Annotated in this window: 19 protein-coding genes; 5 read left to right on the top strand and 14 right to left on the bottom strand. The window is 35.2% G+C overall.

Translation table 11 applies throughout. The annotated features are described in order from the left end of the window. Positions 1-17 precede the first annotated feature (17 nt). Positions 18-581: a hypothetical protein gene (locus B5X62_RS10665; protein WP_079667467.1), complete on the top strand. Its 564-nt coding sequence runs from the start codon at positions 18-20 to the stop codon at positions 579-581. Positions 582-743: 162 nt separating this feature from the next. Further along, positions 744-2,078 (top strand): trigger factor, encoded by a 1,335-nt coding sequence (locus tag B5X62_RS10660; RefSeq protein WP_079667412.1) that lies wholly within the window; start codon positions 744-746, stop codon positions 2,076-2,078. 250 nt (positions 2,079-2,328) lie between these two features. Here the strand turns inward: B5X62_RS10660 and B5X62_RS10655 are convergent, their stop codons facing one another. The 3 genes from B5X62_RS10655 to B5X62_RS10645 form a co-directional block, all read right to left on the bottom strand. Beyond that, positions 2,329-3,456 (bottom strand): tetratricopeptide repeat protein, encoded by a 1,128-nt coding sequence (locus B5X62_RS10655; protein ID WP_079667411.1) that lies wholly within the window; start codon positions 3,454-3,456, stop codon positions 2,329-2,331. Positions 3,457-3,460: 4 nt separating this feature from the next. After that, positions 3,461-4,714, bottom strand: a complete 1,254-nt coding sequence (locus tag B5X62_RS10650) for a helix-turn-helix domain-containing protein (protein WP_079667410.1) — start codon at positions 4,712-4,714, stop codon at positions 3,461-3,463. Between the two features lie 86 nt (positions 4,715-4,800). Beyond that, on the bottom strand, positions 4,801-5,061 hold the full coding sequence (locus B5X62_RS10645; protein WP_079667409.1) for a hypothetical protein: 261 nt from the start codon (positions 5,059-5,061) through the stop codon (positions 4,801-4,803). Between the two features lie 204 nt (positions 5,062-5,265). Here B5X62_RS10645 and B5X62_RS10640 point away from each other — a divergent pair, with 204 nt between their 5' ends. Next, on the top strand, positions 5,266-6,555 hold the full coding sequence (locus B5X62_RS10640; RefSeq protein WP_079667408.1) for a T9SS type A sorting domain-containing protein: 1,290 nt from the start codon (positions 5,266-5,268) through the stop codon (positions 6,553-6,555). Between the two features lie 122 nt (positions 6,556-6,677). On the opposite strand, the gene B5X62_RS10635 is transcribed toward B5X62_RS10640, so the two are convergent. Together B5X62_RS10635 and B5X62_RS10630 are read right to left on the bottom strand one after the other, a co-directional pair. Then, on the bottom strand, positions 6,678-7,949 hold the full coding sequence (locus B5X62_RS10635) for a GEVED domain-containing protein (RefSeq protein ID WP_079667407.1): 1,272 nt from the start codon (positions 7,947-7,949) through the stop codon (positions 6,678-6,680). 405 nt (positions 7,950-8,354) lie between these two features. Continuing rightward, positions 8,355-9,224, bottom strand: coding sequence for a M23 family metallopeptidase (locus B5X62_RS10630; protein ID WP_079667406.1), 870 nt, complete (start codon positions 9,222-9,224; stop codon positions 8,355-8,357). Positions 9,225-9,437: 213 nt separating this feature from the next. Here B5X62_RS10630 and B5X62_RS10625 point away from each other — a divergent pair, with 213 nt between their 5' ends. After that, positions 9,438-10,448 (top strand): NAD(P)H-dependent glycerol-3-phosphate dehydrogenase, encoded by a 1,011-nt coding sequence (locus B5X62_RS10625; protein WP_079667405.1) that lies wholly within the window; start codon positions 9,438-9,440, stop codon positions 10,446-10,448. 439 nt (positions 10,449-10,887) lie between these two features. Here the strand turns inward: B5X62_RS10625 and asnS are convergent, their stop codons facing one another. The 3 genes from asnS to B5X62_RS10610 are packed head-to-tail and all read right to left on the bottom strand — an operon-like array spanning position 10,888 to position 13,672. After that, positions 10,888-12,336, bottom strand: a complete 1,449-nt coding sequence (gene asnS, locus B5X62_RS10620; protein WP_079667404.1) for an asparagine--tRNA ligase — start codon at positions 12,334-12,336, stop codon at positions 10,888-10,890. Between the two features lie 51 nt (positions 12,337-12,387). Further along, on the bottom strand, positions 12,388-12,990 hold the full coding sequence (locus tag B5X62_RS10615; protein WP_079667403.1) for a CDP-alcohol phosphatidyltransferase family protein: 603 nt from the start codon (positions 12,988-12,990) through the stop codon (positions 12,388-12,390). Positions 12,991-13,000: 10 nt separating this feature from the next. Beyond that, a complete protein-coding gene (locus B5X62_RS10610) occupies positions 13,001-13,672 on the bottom strand; it encodes an LA_2272 family surface repeat-containing protein (protein WP_079667402.1) in 672 nt (223 codons plus the stop codon). 105 nt (positions 13,673-13,777) lie between these two features. Here B5X62_RS10610 and B5X62_RS10605 point away from each other — a divergent pair, with 105 nt between their 5' ends. Next, the gene (locus tag B5X62_RS10605) at positions 13,778-14,710 is read left to right on the top strand and encodes a helix-turn-helix domain-containing protein (RefSeq protein WP_079667401.1); all 933 of its coding nucleotides are present in this window, start codon (positions 13,778-13,780) and stop codon (positions 14,708-14,710) included. 6 nt (positions 14,711-14,716) lie between these two features. Here the strand turns inward: B5X62_RS10605 and rimM are convergent, their stop codons facing one another. The 6 genes from rimM to B5X62_RS10575 all read right to left on the bottom strand — a co-directional run bounded on the left by rimM (position 14,717) and on the right by B5X62_RS10575 (position 17,973). Next, complete coding sequence (gene rimM, locus B5X62_RS10600; protein ID WP_079667400.1) at positions 14,717-15,259, bottom strand: ribosome maturation factor RimM; 543 nt, start codon at positions 15,257-15,259, stop codon at positions 14,717-14,719. 12 nt (positions 15,260-15,271) lie between these two features. Next, positions 15,272-15,829, bottom strand: a complete 558-nt coding sequence (locus tag B5X62_RS10595; protein WP_079667399.1) for a 30S ribosomal protein S16 — start codon at positions 15,827-15,829, stop codon at positions 15,272-15,274. Positions 15,830-15,931: 102 nt separating this feature from the next. Beyond that, complete coding sequence (locus B5X62_RS10590) at positions 15,932-16,444, bottom strand: nitroreductase family protein (protein WP_079667398.1); 513 nt, start codon at positions 16,442-16,444, stop codon at positions 15,932-15,934. 36 nt (positions 16,445-16,480) lie between these two features. Continuing rightward, positions 16,481-16,984 (bottom strand): GNAT family N-acetyltransferase, encoded by a 504-nt coding sequence (locus B5X62_RS10585; RefSeq protein ID WP_079667397.1) that lies wholly within the window; start codon positions 16,982-16,984, stop codon positions 16,481-16,483. A gap of 4 nt (positions 16,985-16,988) precedes the next feature. Then, complete coding sequence (locus B5X62_RS10580; protein WP_079667396.1) at positions 16,989-17,438, bottom strand: hypothetical protein; 450 nt, start codon at positions 17,436-17,438, stop codon at positions 16,989-16,991. An 85-nt stretch (positions 17,439-17,523) separates the two neighbouring features. Continuing rightward, positions 17,524-17,973, bottom strand: coding sequence for a CopD family protein (locus B5X62_RS10575; protein WP_079667395.1), 450 nt, complete (start codon positions 17,971-17,973; stop codon positions 17,524-17,526). Positions 17,974-18,312 lie beyond the last annotated feature (339 nt).

Below are 18,312 nucleotides of genomic sequence, written 5' to 3'. Positions count from 1 at the left end.
ACTTAAAACAAATCAAAATGAAAAACATATTATCAGTCAGAACATTAAGCACATTATTTTTATTAGCATTTATTAGTCTTAGCATCGTATCTTGTAGCCGAGACAACGACTTCGAAGCAGATGATCTTCCACAAGAAGAATTGACGAATATCGTACTACATGTTAAGAATTTAACAACCAATAATGTTCAAGATTATAATTACAGCGTTGGATCTGGCGCTGCGCCAGCAATAAAATTAGAAGACGGAAAAAGCTATGAAGTTACTGCTCAATTTATGAATGGTAGCGAAGATGTAACCAGCGAAATCGAAATGGCGAAAGATGAGCATTTCATGATTTTCAATTTTCCAAAATCAGACATCCAATTAGAGCGTCTTGACGCACCAAACAAAAAAGGCGTGCGTGTCGGTCTTAAAACAAAATGGACTGTTGTTAAAGCGGCAAAAGATTCTTCTCCAAAATTAATAATGACATTGATCCACGAGCCAGCTTCGGCAAACGAAAACCTTAACGGAACTGCTTGGGGAAGTGTAACTGGTGGCGAGACAGATGCAGAAGCAAGTTTCGGTATCACGAACTAAGATCTTAAGAATCAATTTTGTTGAAGAAAAATAAACAAAATCTTCGATAAAATTAAAATTAACATATTTTATGAGCGATTTGCTATGATTAGTCTAAGGATTAATTTTGCAAATCGCTCTTTTTTGACTATTTTTGCCAACTAAAATTTCAATTAATTAATAATGAACGTTACAGCAAAAAACCATGACGAAGTAAGTGCATTACTTACTGTAACTTTGGATAAATCAGATTACAAAGAAAAAGTAGACAAAACTTTAATTAACTACGCTAAAAATGCGCAAGTACCTGGATTCAGAAAAGGAAAAGTGCCATTAAGCATGGTTAAAAAACAATATGAAGCTGGTATCGCTTTTGAAGAAATCAATAAGCAAATCTCTGAGGCACTTAACGCTTATGTTAATGATAACAAATTGAGATTGGTAGGTCAACCAGTTCCACTTCCAGTTAACGAGTTAGACTACAATGCTGACCAAGTATCTGTAGCTTTCGAAGTTGGTTACGAGCCAGAATTGACAATCGATCTTGCAAAATACGAAGCGCCACACTACAAAGTTGAAGCGTCTGATAAAGAAATCACTACAAGTGTTGAAAACATGCAAAAGCGTTTTGCTGAGCGTGTAGAGCAAGACAAAATCGGAAAAGATTCTTACATCGCTCTAGAAGTTAAGCAAGTTGTAGAAGAAGGTGCAGAAGGTGAGCACAACCACGCGCCAAAGCACGTTACAGCTAACAAAGAAACTAAAGCAGTATACGATCTTGTTAAGTCTCTTAAAAAAGATGGATCTGTAAAAGTTTCTAAAGAAGATTTAGTAGCTAAAGAAGATCTTGCTAAAGAATTAGGCATCAACAAAGATGAAGCTGAAAACATGCACCACAACGAAGTTGAGGTAACTGTTAAAGATATCTACGGTCTAGACTTGGCAGAACTTAACCAAGAATTGTTCGATAAAGTATATGGTAAAGACGAAATTAAGTCTGAGGAAGAACTTAGAGAGCGTGTTAAAAAAGAGTTAGACGAGTATTTCCAACAAAATGCTGATGTACATTTCGTTAACAAAATTTTAGAACAAGTTTCTGAAAAAGAAGAAGTTAAACTTCCTGAAGCTTTCTTAACAAAATGGTTGTTGTTCTCTAACCAGAACATCCAATCTGAAGAGCAAGCAAAAGAAATTCTTGAAAACGAGAAAAACCAAATCAAATACCAAATCCTAGAAGGTAAGTTGATGACGCAAAACGAAATTTCTTTAGACTACAACGACGTATTGGCACAAGCTGAGCAGTTGGTAAGAAATCAGTTAGCAATCTACGGTATCCACCACTTATCTGACGAAGAAGTACAAAAATATGCGGTTGAAATGTTGAAAGACGAAAACCAAGTACGTCAAATCTCTTCAGAAGTTGGTATGGCAAAACTAAAAGACGCTATCCTAGAAAAAGCAAGCAAAAAAGAAACAGCAATCTCTCACGATGAGTTTCTTGAAGAGCTTAAGAAATAATTAAAGTTATAACTTCACAAAAATCCCGATACTTAATAAGTTTCGGGATTTTTTTATTTTGGGCGTGTCCCTCGTTTTTCCAAAGCAAAATCCGAGGCACAACTTCGGGTCGCTACGTCCGCTACAATCTTTAGCTTGACGCTCGGACGGCTCCGCTACGCTCCGCCGCCTCGCGTCAACCCAAAGGATTTCCGCTAGCATCGCTCACGTAAAGCCATGACAAAATAGATTTTAAAAAAAATTTAGAAAACTACGAAAGCTTACGGTGCGAAAACTTCTCGTTAATCTCCGAAGACAAAGATCGATTAAGTTTCAGTTGTTTATAAAGGAAAAACGAAACAAAACCAATTATTAGAAGACTAACGACAACAACAATAAGATTAAGAATTTTATAAGATTTTAGCACCTCATCCAAAGCTAACTGATTGGTCTCACGCACATCATCAATAGATTTACTGATAATCCCAAACTCGTTTTGTTGTTTTTTAGCGACAATATTTTGATACTTTTTATAGTAATTGCGGTAGAGATCTGTCTCGCGCAAAGCCAAATAATTATTCGATTTTAAAAGATAAATCCCTTGATCAAGAATAATATCTCCAATATTATTAGCTTTCTCTTCCGCTTTATCTAGATACACCAACGACTTTTTGTAATCTTTATCATAGAAGTAAAGCTCGCCCAAAGCTTTATAAGCAAAAGCCTCGAGGCTAGTCGCTTTGTTGTCACGCGCTAACTGCAAAGACTTATCAAAAGAGATTTCGGCTTTAGCATAATTTTTCATTTCGAGATAACAATAGCCAATATTATAATAGATTATACTAAGATTAGCTTCTGTAGAATAGCTTTTTTTAAGCTTATTAAAATAATCAATCCCCGTCTGGAACTTCTGCAACGCCAACTCTGGACTAGATTGTATGCGATAGATTGTCCCTCTAACGGTGTAGATAATCCCCAACATTGAATATTTTGCCATGGCAGTATCCGACAATTTTACACTCAATTTCTCGGCGTTTTCTAGATTTTCGAAACTATTGCTGTACAATTCCATCTGTTGATATTGGATGGCAACATTTATTAAGACGCTAGCTTTTGTTTTATTATCATCAATTTCATTAGACAACTCTTGGGCGCTTTTCATTGCTTTAAAAGATTGGTCTAGATCTCTTTTAGAAATATATGCCGACGACATAAGAAGATAATATTTAATCTTCTTTTTAGAATCCTTTTCGGTACTAAGAAGCTTTTTAAAAGATTCAATTGCTTTGTCTGGTTCATTATGAATCTGCGAATTGGCCTTCTCAATAAGCGCATCCTTAGATTGGGCATGCAGCAGTAACACGCCAAAAAACAATAATAAAAATTGGAATAACTTCATAATTTTAAGCTTTTAACTGCTTGATAAAAGCATTGGGTGAGACGCCTGTAACAGATTTAAAAACCGCTGCAAAAAGACTATGCGTCGAAAAACCAGCTTTCTCAGCAAGATAACTTACTTTATAGTTAAGATAACTTGGATCATTTTCGAGCAAGGATACGATATGATTGATTCTCAATTCATTAACATACGCATTGTAATTTTTTCCTTTATAACTGTTGATAATATCAGATACATATTTGGTATTGGTTTCGAGATGACTGGCTAAAGTCGCAAGCGATAAATCATTATTCAAAAACAAATCAGATTTCTCAAATTGATTCAATTTTTCTAATATTTCTTTTTGCGTTTCAATTGGTATCACCAACTGTCTTACATTTTTATTGGTTTTAGAAACAATTTCGTCATCAACTTTAGAAATATCCAAATTGTTAATTGGCTTTATTTCAATATTTTCAGAAGTTTTGTTAGAGGAAATATGACGTTGATTCAAAAATACAATTTGCTTTTTCAGACCTTTTGTTCTTTGCGTTTCAACCACGAAATAAACCACCAAAAAACCAATTAAAACCAAAGAAATACCAAGTACTAAAAACGTGTTAAATCTTACTTTCTTCTGGATTTCATCCGCGTTATTCTCTTCAAGATCTTTTGTAATTTTAATTAAATAACTAATGCCTTCTTTCTGGTTACTTGTTATTTTTTGGTTAAGATCCAAATAACGTTTGTTATAAAACTCAAATTTGTCGGTGTCATTAATTGCTAAATAATTTTTTGACAAGTCGTCATAAATTTTATTTTTTAACAGTAAATAAGGCAACTCGCCTAAGACTTCCAAAGACTTCGTTAACTCCTCAATTGCTGACTGATAATCATTTTCTAAAAAATAACAATTGGCCAAACGCTCCGAAATTAATGCTTGTAAAAATTTGATATTCTCGCCAGAATCAAGCGTATTGCGAAGCTTAGTCAGTATATTTTTAGCTTTAGTATAATCTTTATTAGCCACCAAAATATTGGTTTGATAAATCGTATTCTCTGCTTTTACGTAAGTCACCGCTTGCGAATTTTTATGTAAATACGAATTACTTTTATCCAAGAAAATTTGTGATTTTTGATAGTCTTTAAGAAATAGAAAATTAACGGCTTGCAGCTGATATATTTTTGCAATAAGAATCGGCTGTTCGATATTTTTGTTGTCTTCTATTGCCGTTTTTATCAAAGTATCTAACAATTGTTTGCTTTGGTCAAACAGCATTAAGTTATGAAACTGCTCGGCTACGATGTAGTCAAAATTAATCGGGCGTTTATTAGAAGAAATTATATTTTTTTGAGATTCTGGACTTAAAGAGAGAGTCTAATGGATTGCACAAACTCACCTTTCATCATATAAGCTTGCCCCATAATCTGCTGCAGACTGAGAAAGTTATCTGTATTCTGAACATTAAGAAGGTTGCTTTGTGTTAAGACAATACATTCGTCAGGATTTTGATACAGCTTGTTATAGCTTTGATTGTATAAAGCATCGAAATCAGTCTTACTTTGACAAACGAAAAGTTGCGTCAAACATAAAAAAATAAAAAAAAGACTTCTGTAGATTATCATTTTTAAGTAAAAAAAGACACTTTATGCATTTATATTAAAGAAAACCAAAATTATAATAAATATACAAGCACAAATACAAGCTATTGATATTCAATTAAATAAAATTCAATTATACGAGAATTCATGCATTCTGCTATACTTAGGTTTCCAAATATATCATTTTCTGATTAAAATTGTGATATCAAACTTTAAACCTATATTAAAATGAAAAAAAGAATTTTACTTCCTTTAGCAGCAATAGCATTTTTATCTACCAATAACTTTGATGCGCAAATACGTTTCACAACAACACCAGCGGTAGCTAACTGCATACCTCTAGATATTAACAACTCAGGGACATTAGTTGGCGCAATAGATACAACGATCCACTTTCTTTGGCCAAAAGATGGAAATTTCACTACTATTGGTAGCACACTAAGTGGAGATAACCATTTGAACACAAGAATTGGAGAAGACAATACAAAAGTAATAGGCTTTATGCGTAACCCCACGACCAACCTTAACGAATTTAGTATCTATGATACAATTACCCAAACATGGTCGTATCTCGGAGGTATGGGTAGCATGGATAATACAAGCTCGTCACCTTATGCTGTAACATCTGACAACACTACCATTGTTGGTCTTGGTTGGTTGCCTGGTGGAGGTGCACACGCCATCAAATGGACACAAGGCGAAGGTTTCCAAGATTTAGGAGCTGCATTCCCATCTAGTTATTCTAGAGCGGATGCTATTAGTGATGACAAAACGCTTATCGGAGGTTACCAAGATCAACCAAACGGAGCACGTACCGGAGCTTATTGGAAAGATGGTGTCCAAACAATTATCAAAGATGCTAATAATAATTTCGTTGGTTCAGTTAGAGCTATTTCTTACGATGGTAGCAAACTTGTAGGAAATCCTTTGTACGGAAAATACCCTTACATTTTGGACGTAACAACGGGTGTTGTTAAATACATCGCCAACCTACAACTTCTGGGTGACCCAATGTACAAAGGATCTGCAAATGGCATAACAAATGACGGTAAAACTGTTATCGGTTATTATAATTCTACTAGACCACTAACTAACATTAATGAAAGTTTTATCTGGAGCGAAGAGATGGGTTACAAAGACTTCACAGCATATATTAAAAGTCTAGGTATCGATGTACAAGACGAATATCTGTACGCGACAGCAATCTCACCAGACGGATTAAAAATAGGAGGTTATACAAAAACGAAAAAAGTATTTGTTGTAGATATTAGTAGTTATTTAGCAACTAATAATAGTACCAAAACTAATGTTAAAGTATATCCTAACCCAGCAACTAATGTTCTTAACATTTCTGGATTAAAAGCTGAAACAAAAATCAATATTTATAACGTAGCAGGTCAACTTGTAAAAACATCGACAAGCGCACAAATTGACATTAACAACCTTCCTAAAGGCAATTATGTCGTTAGTTATGAAGTTGATGGCAAAACAACAAGTCAAAAATTCATAAAACAATAGATTATTTAAGTTATCACTCGAAGAGCCCGAATATATATTCGGGCTTTTCTTTTTTATAAATTTAATAACAAAAAAATCCTCAGCTATACAACTGAGGATTCTTTTTTATAACATGTAATTTTTTATTCTTTAATAACTTTAATAGACTTCAATTCTCCCGAAGCATATTTAATATTAACAATGTAAATCCCTTTTTTTAATTGAGATAAATTAAGATCGTTAGTGGGTTTTGCTTCTATAAGTTTTCTACCAGAAACATCCGAAACCATAATACTAGAAACACCTTTAATATCAGAAATTTTCAAAACATCCTTAAAAGGATTTGGATATACTGACACATTAGACTTGTTGACATTATCTACCGCCATAGACCCTTTAGGAACCACTTCGATTGTATAATCTTCCGCTTGTCCAATAGCTGGTGCGGCGTTATTACAAGGACTTGTCATATTACTAAGGTCACCAGATAACGGTCCATTAACAGGCGCTTCTACAGCTTTTATTCTCATGCGAGTCTTACCCAACAATGCAGCTTCTGGCACCGCCAAAACTGAAGTTACAATTTTTGAAGCATCAACGCCATCACTTCCCAAATTAGAAAAATATGGAGTCGTCGTAAAGTAACTTTCTCCTGCATCATTAAAATTTCCATTTTGATTCCAATCTACAAAAACAGTATAGTAATGTTTTTTACCAGTTCCGGTATTAGAGTTAACGCTTATCGTAGTCTCAGCACCTTTTTCGACCTTAAAAATATGGTCTTTAAAATTCTCATGTGGCGTGTCAGCAGTCACACTAGATGTTTTCTCTACATTAGCTTTAAAATTCACAAACGTGATTGCTTGCATTGGACTAATACTAAAACTAGCAATAGGTCCACAATACGGATCTAATGTTGACATCGTTGTAAAGGACCAAGTTTCGCAATCAACAGCGTCGCCACTTGGGCTTTTTGCAATTGCTTTCCAATAATAAGTTGTATCTGGCGTCGTACCTCCCACATTAGCACCAGTTGTGTTAGAAGTACCAAGTTTTAGCAACGCATCAGGATGCAAACCAATATATAGGTCGTAACCCGTAATGGTACCAGATGGTTTCGTCCAGCGCAAAAGTACAGGGTTGTATATCGATCCTACCGACGCATTAGCTGGGCTAACCAAAGTTGCGCAATCTGGCGCCAATATTCTTGAAGCATTAGATGTATCACCAGCATTTTTTACACCGTTCTCAATTTCGGAAGTTGATACTTTCCCGTTCAATTTTCCTCCAATTTCCATGAAAGGAAATTCCGAAATAGCATTTTTTTGTTCATTTGCAGAACCAACTGACGACTGTGCTTGGATGGCCGCACTAAAACCAAATGCCAAAAAACTTGACAATAAAACTTTCTTCATATTATTTAATTATTACGATTATTAATCAATTTTAAAACTAAAATCGAAATTAAAAGAAAAGCAGTTTAACTACCAATTTTAAAAATCTAAACAATACGAAAATGCATGAATTCCGCTATACAATTAATGCAAAATTCATAAAACATATACTTGTAGTGGAGTTTAGTTATAGAATATTTGGGCGTGTCCCTCGTTTTTCCAAAGCAAAATCCGAGGCACAACTTCGGGTCGCTACGTCCGCTACAATCTTTAGCTTGACGCTCGGACGGCTCCGCTACGCTCCGCCGCCTCGCGTCAACCCAAAGGATTTCCGCTACCATCGCTCACGCAAAATTCGTGAACAATTTAATATTTGCAGATATTAGAAAAAGAAAAAAGCACCTTAAAAAAGATGCTTTTAATATTTTATAAATTCATGAACAACTTCGGATTAACTGGTGTGTTATTTTTATGAACTTCGTAGTGAAGATGTGGACCAGTAGAACGTCCAGAATTTCCTGATTTTGCAATCACCTCTCCCACTTTCACGTCTTGGTTATTAGCAACCGAAATACTAGATAAATGTCCGTACAATGTTGCCAATCCGTTACCATGCGAAATAATGACACAATTACCATAACCACCTTTCTGTCCAGCAAATAAAACCTTACCAGCTGCCGCCGCAACAACATCAGAACCGAAAGCTACAGCAACATCAATCCCTTTATGGAACTGCATTTGATCTTTCTCAGCTGGAGCATTTTGACTTGCTTTTGAATCTTCCTTTAATGTGGCAACTGTGCCAGTACTATCAGTTGCTGCAGGCTTCAATGGTTTAACAGAAGCAAACACTGTTTTGAATGGAATAGGATTTTTACGAATCCCAAAATTAGAAGAAATATAGCCGGAAGTCGGAACACCTAACGGAACTTGTTGTAATTTCTTTTCCAAATCCACTAAATATTGGCTATAACGATTGCTTTGTTTTGATAGATAAACTTCGTTTGCCAAGCTATCTTTTGCAAGATTTTCAATTCTTAAATCCGATACATTTTTAGAAGCTAAAAATGAATTAAGATTACGCACCACTTGATCAACACTCAAAAGATTTTCCTTTAGTTCGCGGTGATCAATACTATCTTTTACCGTGTTAATTTTCACTAAATTAACTTGATAATTTTTGTCATCTTTCTCAGAATAAAGTTTTCCGATTAACATGGCTTGAGCAAAAACAACAACTAATAAACATCCCAAAACGATATTAATCTTTTTATTACTTCTCAAAAATCTCTTCATATATATCTGCTTGATTATACATTAAAAATTAAGACTGCAAAAATAATCATTTTTTATAAAACGATTATTTCTTTAGTTTTATTTAACAAATTTTAAATAAATTTTAATTATTCATAAAATATTTCACAGCTTTTGCTCACAATGCTTAGTCGAAAGATTTTCATTTTAATTATATAATTGTAGCTTTGCATTAGGTTAAAATAAGTGAACAAAATGGCAAAAACAAAATCTCCTCAACTACCCAAAATAGGTGTTGTAGGAAGTGGAAGTTTCGCAACAGCAATTGTAAAAATGCTGACAGAAAACTGTAAAACCGTGCATTGGCATGTTCGTAACGAGTTCGTAAAAGGAGCAATCCAATTGCGTGGACACAACCCAACTTATCTTCCAATGGTTAGCTTTAATATGAAGCAACTAAAACTTACTACTGATATTAACGAACTGGTTGAAGCTTGCGACATTGTTGTCTTAGCAACGCCATCTATCTATCTTGCTGGTACTTTAGAAAATCTAAGTTGTAATTATCAAGACAAATTATTTTGTTCTGCGATTAAAGGTATTGTGCCAGAATACAATGATATTGTTGCAAATTACCTTCGTGACAAGTTCCAGATTGGTTATAAAAACCAAGCCGTTATTGCTGGCCCTTGTCATGCAGAAGAAGTTGCGATGGAGCGTCTTTCTTACTTAACTATTGCCGCAGCAGAGCAAAAAGACTCCGAAATTCTTTCAAAAATATTCTCTTCTTTCTACATCAAAGTGAACGAAAGTCAAGATATTCTTGGTAACGAATACAGCGCAATTTTGAAAAACATCTACGCCATCGGTGCTGGTATTGCTAGTGGATTGGGTTATGGTGATAACTTTATTGCGGTTTATGTTTCTAACGCAATCCGTGAGATGGAAACCTTCCTAGAAGCTGTATATCCAGAACCGCGCGACGTTAATGAAAGCGCTTATCTTGGAGATCTTTTGGTAACAGCTTACTCATTATTCTCGCGTAACCGAAATCTCGGAAACCTAATTGGTAAAGGCTATACTGTTAAATCTGCGATCCAATCGATGAACATGGTTGCTGAAGGTTATTACGCAACTAACGGTATCTATAGCATTTGTAAGGAGAAAAAATTAAAACTTCCGATTATCAACACGATTTTCGCAATTCTATATGAAGAGAAAAATGCTGAAAAGCAATTTGCGAAGTTGACAGATAAATTAAATTAGAATTTCATTTAAAATAAAGGGTTTTGAATGCGCTTTGCTTGTCTCTGGATGGGCAAAGCTTTTTTATTCAAGATGGTAAAATCTTTCATCTTTCAATCCAAAGTTTTTGCTCAAAATATAAATCAAAAAGTTACTACAAAAGCCTTTAAGGGTTTTGAACCCTGAAAGGCTTATTTGTGTTGAGAATCCCTAGCCCCGATGGAGGCGGCATCCTTTGGGGTTGGAGTGAGGCGGCGGAGCGCAAGCGGAGCCGTCCGAGCGACAAGCCTAAAGATATAGCCGAGAGCGGGAATTGCTCCTAAAGGCAATCGACGTAGTCAAAAAGCTTCCAAAAAAAAATATAAAGCCTTTTCGATGAAATCAATTGCTCCTAAAAAATAAAACCGCCTTTCAAAAAATTTTGAAAGGCGGTTTTTATGATTTGTACTTTTAAAAAAGTCTAAAATTCTGCACTTTTTGGCGTTCTTGGGAAAGGAATTACGTCACGGATATTGGTCATACCTGTCACGAAAAGCACCAATCTTTCTAGTCCTAAACCAAATCCTGCGTGTGGCACAGACCCGAATTTACGCGTATCTAGGTACCACCAAAGCTCGTGCTCGTCAACGTGCATTTCTTCCATTTTTTGTTTAAGAACATCTAGACGCGCTTCTCTTTCGGATCCACCGATAATTTCGCCAATCCCTGGGAACAATACGTCCATCGCAGCAACGGTTTTGTTATCTTCGTTCAGCTTCATATAGAATGCCTTGATATCTTTCGGATAATCGAACAATACAACTGGACTTTCGAAATGCTTCTCTACTAAGAAACGCTCGTGCTCCGATTGCAAATCTGCTCCCCAAGCTTCGATTGGATAAGCAAATTTTCCTTTTTTATTCTCTTTTGAATTTAACAAAATATCGATTGCTTCGGTATAAGAAACTCTTTTGAAACGCTTAGCAACAACGTTTTGAAGCTTCTCGATAAGACCTTCTTTTGCTCTTTCTTTTTCTGGTTTTGTTTTTTGCTCTTCCTCAAAACGCTTATCCAAAAATTCTAAATCGTCTTTACAATTTTCTAAACAATAGTTGATCACATATTTTAGGAAATCCTCAGCCAAGTCGATGTTGTCCTCCAAATTGTTGAAAGCAACTTCGGGCTCGATCATCCAGAACTCCGCCAAGTGACGCGTTGTGTTAGAATTTTCTGCACGGAAAGTAGGACCAAATGTATAAATACGTCCCAATCCCATCGCCGCAGTTTCGCCTTCCAACTGTCCAGAAACTGTTAAATTGGTTTTTCTACCAAAGAAATCTTGCGTGTAATCGATTTCGCCCTCTTCGTTACGCGGAATGTTGTTTAAATCAAAATTAGTCACGCCAAACATTTCGCCAGCGCCTTCTGCATCGGCACCTGTAACAATTGGCGTGTTGATGTAGAAGAATTGATTTTGATTAAAATATTGGTGAATTGCAAAACTCACTGCACTTCTAACTCTGAAAACCGCTCCAAAAAGATTGGTTCTGAATCTAAGATGTGCTTGCTCACGCAATTTTTCTAAACTATGTTTTTTAGGTTGAAGAATCGTCGACTGCAATTCTTCGGTAAAGTTATCACCAAGAATTGTAATTTTTTTCGCAATTAATTCTACTGTTTGACCAGCACCTTGACTTTCTACAACTTCACCAGTTACTTTAAGAGAGGCTGCCGTATTGATATTTTTGATAATGTTTTCATCAAAATTTTCGAAGTCTACGACCACTTGTAAATTATTGATCGTTGATCCGTCGTTAAGTGCTATAAAACGATTAGAACGGAATGCTCTAACCCAACCGTAAACTGTAATGTCGTGATGTAAAACTTTCTTGTAATCTGTTAAAAGATCTTTAATTGTTTGCTTTTTCATTATCAAAAATTAATGTCTGCAAAGTTATGAAATTTAAACAGTTTTAGCCTATTAACTATTGAAGTAAATATTCTTTTTAATGGATTTTCCATGACGAATTCGCCATGCGTGATAGCAACTTGGGATATCATGTTGCCATTTTGGAAGTATCAGAATAATTAAAATCACATCCAAATGTGAGATCAAGCCCAAAACAACGCTTGTTCTGAAAGCCCAACCAGCATACTCAAAACCTAACAAACTGGTAAAGGCAAGCAGCAGACTCAGTCCCCACATTTTGGACAGAAAAGCGTGCGTACAAGTTTCCTTACCGAATTTTGCAAAACTTATGATGTAACATAAAGCTTCCATTACAAAGATTAAGATAATCGGAACTTTGTTTTGTTTAATTAATTCTGGAAAGAGTAAATACGTGGCAACACCGATCGACAACCAAAACACCAAATCGGTCTGACTGTCCAATCGTCTTAATTTCTCTGAAGCAACACCAGCTTTTCTCGCAATAATCCCGTCAAATATATCGGAAAACAATCCTAAATACATTAAAATCAAAATCGGAATTCGTGCTTCTATTTTTAAATAAAATGCTAAAACTAATATAATTGGTGCGCACAAAAATCGAAACGCAATCAATAAGTATGGTATATTTTTCATGATTCCTGTTTTAAAAATTTATAAATGGCATTGTACGTTTTCCGTTTCGGTTCCAAAAACCTAATTGTAAACCCGAAGTTGATTTAGAAATATTAACCAAGCCAATCTGGATTCCGAAACCTGTATTCATATGATTATAAACACCAATTTGCATCCCTTTGAAATCATCAGCGGAGTTATAACCGCCAACAAAAAGCCCTCTTCCGTTGCTTGCGTGATTTCCGAAAATCGAAACACCAAATCCATTTAATTCTTCAACATCATTAGCAAAAAAACTCACGAAAGCGCCATTCATATCCATACCGTAATTGTACATCGAGATGCCAACACCATTATTGCTCACATCTCTTAGATTACCAGCCAGCGAGAGACTTAGTCCATTAATTTGTGCTTTTGTCATCGTATTTTGAGCCTTTGATGAATCGTAAAAACAAAAAATCAAAAACCCAAGCGGATTAACATCGAGATTTAATCCATTAATCGTTTGAAATTTCTTTGATTTCGGATTAAAATCACCGTCGATGCCGATGCCGACCGCAAGTCCATTGACTTCACTAATGTTAGAAGACAATGGTGTGAATGCAATTATTTTTGAAGTTCCACTTTCCGAAGTTGTTTGCTCTTGACCAAAAACTGTCAAGCTTGTAAACATTGCGATTAGTATAAAAAAATAGGTTTTCATAATTCTAATTTTTAAAATTCTATTTCAAAATTAGAGGCAGAATAGAAGATTGTCTATGCGTAAAACATTTAAGATTTTTATTAAATTTGTGAAAATCACAAAAAGATGTATCAGGAAGCTTTACTTCGAGAAATCCGAAAAAAAATCGGTGATAAATCCCTTAACGATGAACTTGCAAACATCCTTAATATTAGTTATGATGCTGCACATCGAAGAAGTTCGTTAAAGTCAAAATTCAGTTTGGAAGAAGCGGTAGAATTGGCAAGATATTATCAAATTTCTTTAGATCAATTTGTCGGAACGCCCAATCAGTTGGTTGTACAACGCACACAACCTGTCAAGTCATCGGAGGATTTGCTTAATTATTTTGATAATTCTTTAAAGATTTTATCAAGTTTTAAAAACAAAAATCAGCAAGCTAAAGTCTATTATTCGGCGAAAGACATTCCATTTTTTTATACGATTTCGGATTCCGTTTTGTCGAAATTTAAGTTTTATGTTTGGATGAATCTTCTTAATCAAGACAAGTTTTTAACCAAGTTTAAAAATTTTGATTTTAAATATTATTCTGAAAGTAACAAAGCTTTAGAAGAACTTTATGAACAACAGGAAGTTACCGAAATCTGGAACGAAAGCAGCATTTCGAGTATTCTCCAACAGATAAAGTTCTATTTTGAAATTGGAATGATCTCATCGAAAGAGGGAGAATTAATCTTGGAAGATTTAGAATTGTTATTTGAACGTTTAGAATCAAAAATCGCCGACAACAAAAATTTTGAAATCTACATCAACGAACTTGTCATCCTTAACAATAGCATATTATTCACCAACGAAGCGGAGAACGCTTACTTTGTTCCGTTTAGTATGTTTGGTTACATTATGACCAACGACAAAGTGACTTCTGACGATGCCAAAAGTTATTTTGAACACCAAATAAAAAATTCAAAATCCTTGAATAATGCTGGAAATCGCGATCGTGCGCTGTTTTTTAATAAAATGAAACGAAAAATTAATGCTTTGAAAGACGAACTTTGCTAACAAGAACTACTCATCCTTTTTGTGCTCGCCAAGGAAAACATCCATAAGACCTTCTGGCAACTGCATTTTGATAAATTTTTCGTCGCGATTAACTTCCAAAATCCAATCTTTAATAATCGGAATAACAACATCTTTGTCCGCTAATCTTAACATAAAATAATGTTGCGCTGTTTGGTCGTTAACAGACTGAATGATACCACAGGTTTTTCCGTCCTCTTCATGGATTTCGAAACCGACAATTTCGTGGTAATAGAATTGCTTGCCCGAAAGTGGCGGCAAAGTAGAAAGTGGAAGATAGACATCTTTCCCAAGAACTTGATCAGCAAGCGATTCGGTAATATTTTTAAGTAAAATATTAAGCGCGTCGGACTTGCTCCAAGATGTTTTTTCAATAAAAAAAGGAACCAATAATCCGTTGATTTCAACGAATATTGATTCCAATTTATTGTAAAGTTCAGGTTGATCGGTGTCCAATTTTAGGATCACGTGACCAGCCAATCCGTGCTTACGCGTAATTCTTCCTAATAAATAACAGTCTTCTTTACGCATAATTTGGGATTCTTAAGCTTCAGTGTTTTCTTCAGCAGCAGCTTCTCCTTCAGCAGGAGCTTCTGTAGTTTCTTCAGCAGGAGCATTAGCAGCTTCTTCAGCAGCTTTAGCATCAGCCTCAGCTTGTACAGCAGCAGCTACTCTAGCTTCGTTTACTTTAACCTCAGCTTCCAAAGCAGCTTTTTTAGCATCAGCTTTAGCAGTTGCTAAACCATCAACCTTACCTTGTACTTTAGCTTCTTTTGCATCAACCCAAGCAGCGAATCTCTTCTCAGCTTCAGCTTCGTCAAAAGCACCTTTAGCAACACCACCTTGTAAGTGTTTTTTGTACATAGCACCTTTGTAAGAAAGGATAGCTCTTGCAGTGTCAGTAGGCTGAGCACCGTTGTTTAACCACTTAACAGCAGCATCAACGTTTAATTCGATAGTTGCAGGGTTAGTAACTGGGTTGTAGATTCCGATTTTTTCGATGAATTTACCATCTCTTTTCGCTCTTGAATCTGCAATTACGATGTGGAAGAAAGGTTTCCCTTTTTTACCGTGTCTTTGTAATCTAATTTTTACTGACATATTGTTTTAATTTTTGGGATCACGTCCCGGTTAAATTTTAATAGTGTGCAAAGATAGTAATTTCTTTTTATTTGAAAATTAAATATCGAAACTATTTTAAAATTAAGTCAAACTTCCCATATAGAAAAGTCCCAAACATTTTTGGTTTTCTTCGATTTTTAAAGAATTTTCAAGATGATTAACCAACGCTGGCGAACTCCAATAACAACCAACTCTATTAGCTGTACAGGTTAAATACATATTTTGAACTGCCATCGCTGTTGCAGCAATCTCTTCCCAATCAGGAACAAGTCCACTGAACTCACAAACGATTGAGATTACAATATTGGCTTTACTAATTTTGAAACCAATATCTTGATATTTCTTTTCAAGGAAAGTTTGCGGTGGCGTTATCGTTTTATAGATAGATTGCAACTCTTCGCCAAGTTGTTGTTTGTCCTCATTTCTAAAAACTTTGAAGCGCCAAGGTTTTGTCTTTTTATGATTAGGTGCCAAAACCGAAGCATTAAGAACTTCTTCTAAAATATGCTCTGGGATTGGCGTATCGGTATAATCTTTCGGAAAAACACTGCGTCTTTCTTCGATAATATGTTTTAAAATCTTTGCATTTTCCATGCGGTAAAAATACGAATAGATTTATGGATTCAAGAATTAAGTTTTAGAAATAGAATACTGAACAGCTTTTTGCCCATCTAATAAAATATTCTTCGAAAACTGCATTCCACATTTTTCTAAAACGGAAATCGATGCCTTATTTTCTGACATCGCACGACCTATAATATTTTGAAGTTTTAAAACAGAAAATCCATAATCAAGACAAGCTTTAGCAGTTTCGGTAGCGATACCTTGATTCCAAAATTCTTCAAAAATCCTAAATCCAAGATCAACTTCATCAGTTTCGGGATGAAATTTCAGTCCGCACCAACCTACAAACTCTTGATTAGATTTAGAAATAATTGCCCATCTTCCAAAACCGTATTTTTCGTATTCTTTATAGTTTTGCAGAAAATCTCGTGCGTCATCAATATGATTAAAAGCTTTATCACCAGTATACTTCAGGACATTTGGATTAGCATTTAAAGCAAAAAAAGATTCGGCATCATTGGTATTTAATTCACGAAGAAAAAAGCGAGAAGTTTCTAGAATTGTCTTCATTTAATTAAATAATCTCTACTATTTTTTGATGGATTTTATTAAGTGTAAACTCGCTACCAACAGTCAAACCTAACATTTTTTGCGCCAAAGGACTCTCCTCCGAAATGGCATAAAATCGGTCACCGTCATAGAAAAATTCGCCCAACGATATCGAAATATAAAAACGTGCTTTATTCGTAATCACCAAAGCGCCCAGTCTCACTTTTTCGGACTCAGAATTAACAACTTTCGCCATAGATTTTTGCATATCATAAAAACCCGCTAATTGCTTTTGCAATTGATAAATCTCTTCTTGAGCTTCCTCACGAATACTGTCATACTTTGGCGTTTTCTTGATATCGCGACTTGCTTCTATGGTAAAATCTATGAAGTTTTCTAGCTTTTTAATTTTGTCAGACAAAAGTTGCATCACAAAACTCCTTAGTTCACTTTTTTCATATCCAATCTTCTGCATCAACTTAATATTTAGATAAATATAATATTTTTCAAATAATCATATTTAAAAAAGTACACTTCAAAAATTAGTGACATTTTATTTTTTAAAAGGAAATTCCACCATACCGAATAAAACTCCCTACCAACAAAAAACCAATGCCCAATAATGTCACCGAAATCACATGGAAAGCCATCAATGGAAGTGTTTTCGCAGAAAGTTTGGGTAAAACGAGGAAGTTAGCACTCAGTGCAAACAAAATGGTTACGAGAAGAAAACCCAATTTTATGGAAATCGCCGTTTCCAAAGGATTGGAAAAATGAAACCAATTATCCCACTTAATCCCGAATTGATACGACATCCAAACGCCCGTAATCACCATAACAAGCAAAGCAGGAATTCCTATTTTCTCATATTTTCGTTCAAAATTGAGGAGAATTTCGGGATCTTTTTTCTTCAAAACTTCAGGCAAAATTCCGAAGGACAAAATCAAATGTCCACCAACCCAAATGCATGCGCCTAACAAGTGAAATATTAAAAGTAAATGATGCGACATTCTTGATATTTTAATCAAATTTAGCATTCTTTTATGTTACAATTTAGGGAACTGATAATTTTCATGGCATCTTTTCCGGCTGTCACTAATCATCTTGTTAAACTTGATTAAGTTCAACCAATTTTGCTTTCTACGATGTTTTAAATTTGAAATTTGGAAATCGTAAATCTTATTATTATCCACCATCCGCAATAGGGATGGAAGCGGCATCCTTGGAGCGGAGCGAGGCGACGGTGTTGCGGCGCGACGAAGGAGCAACGTAACATAGACGACCGAGCGAAGCGTCCAAGATACAGCGGACAGCCCGACCGAGCTAGTAAAGATTCAGCATGGTGCGAG

Origin of the sequence: Soonwooa buanensis, assembly GCF_900167905.1 — a bacterium.
Classification (GTDB): domain Bacteria; phylum Bacteroidota; class Bacteroidia; order Flavobacteriales; family Weeksellaceae; genus Soonwooa; species Soonwooa buanensis.
The sequence above is the reverse complement of the archived record's forward strand: the minus strand, read 5'-3'. Positions and strand labels throughout refer to the sequence as shown.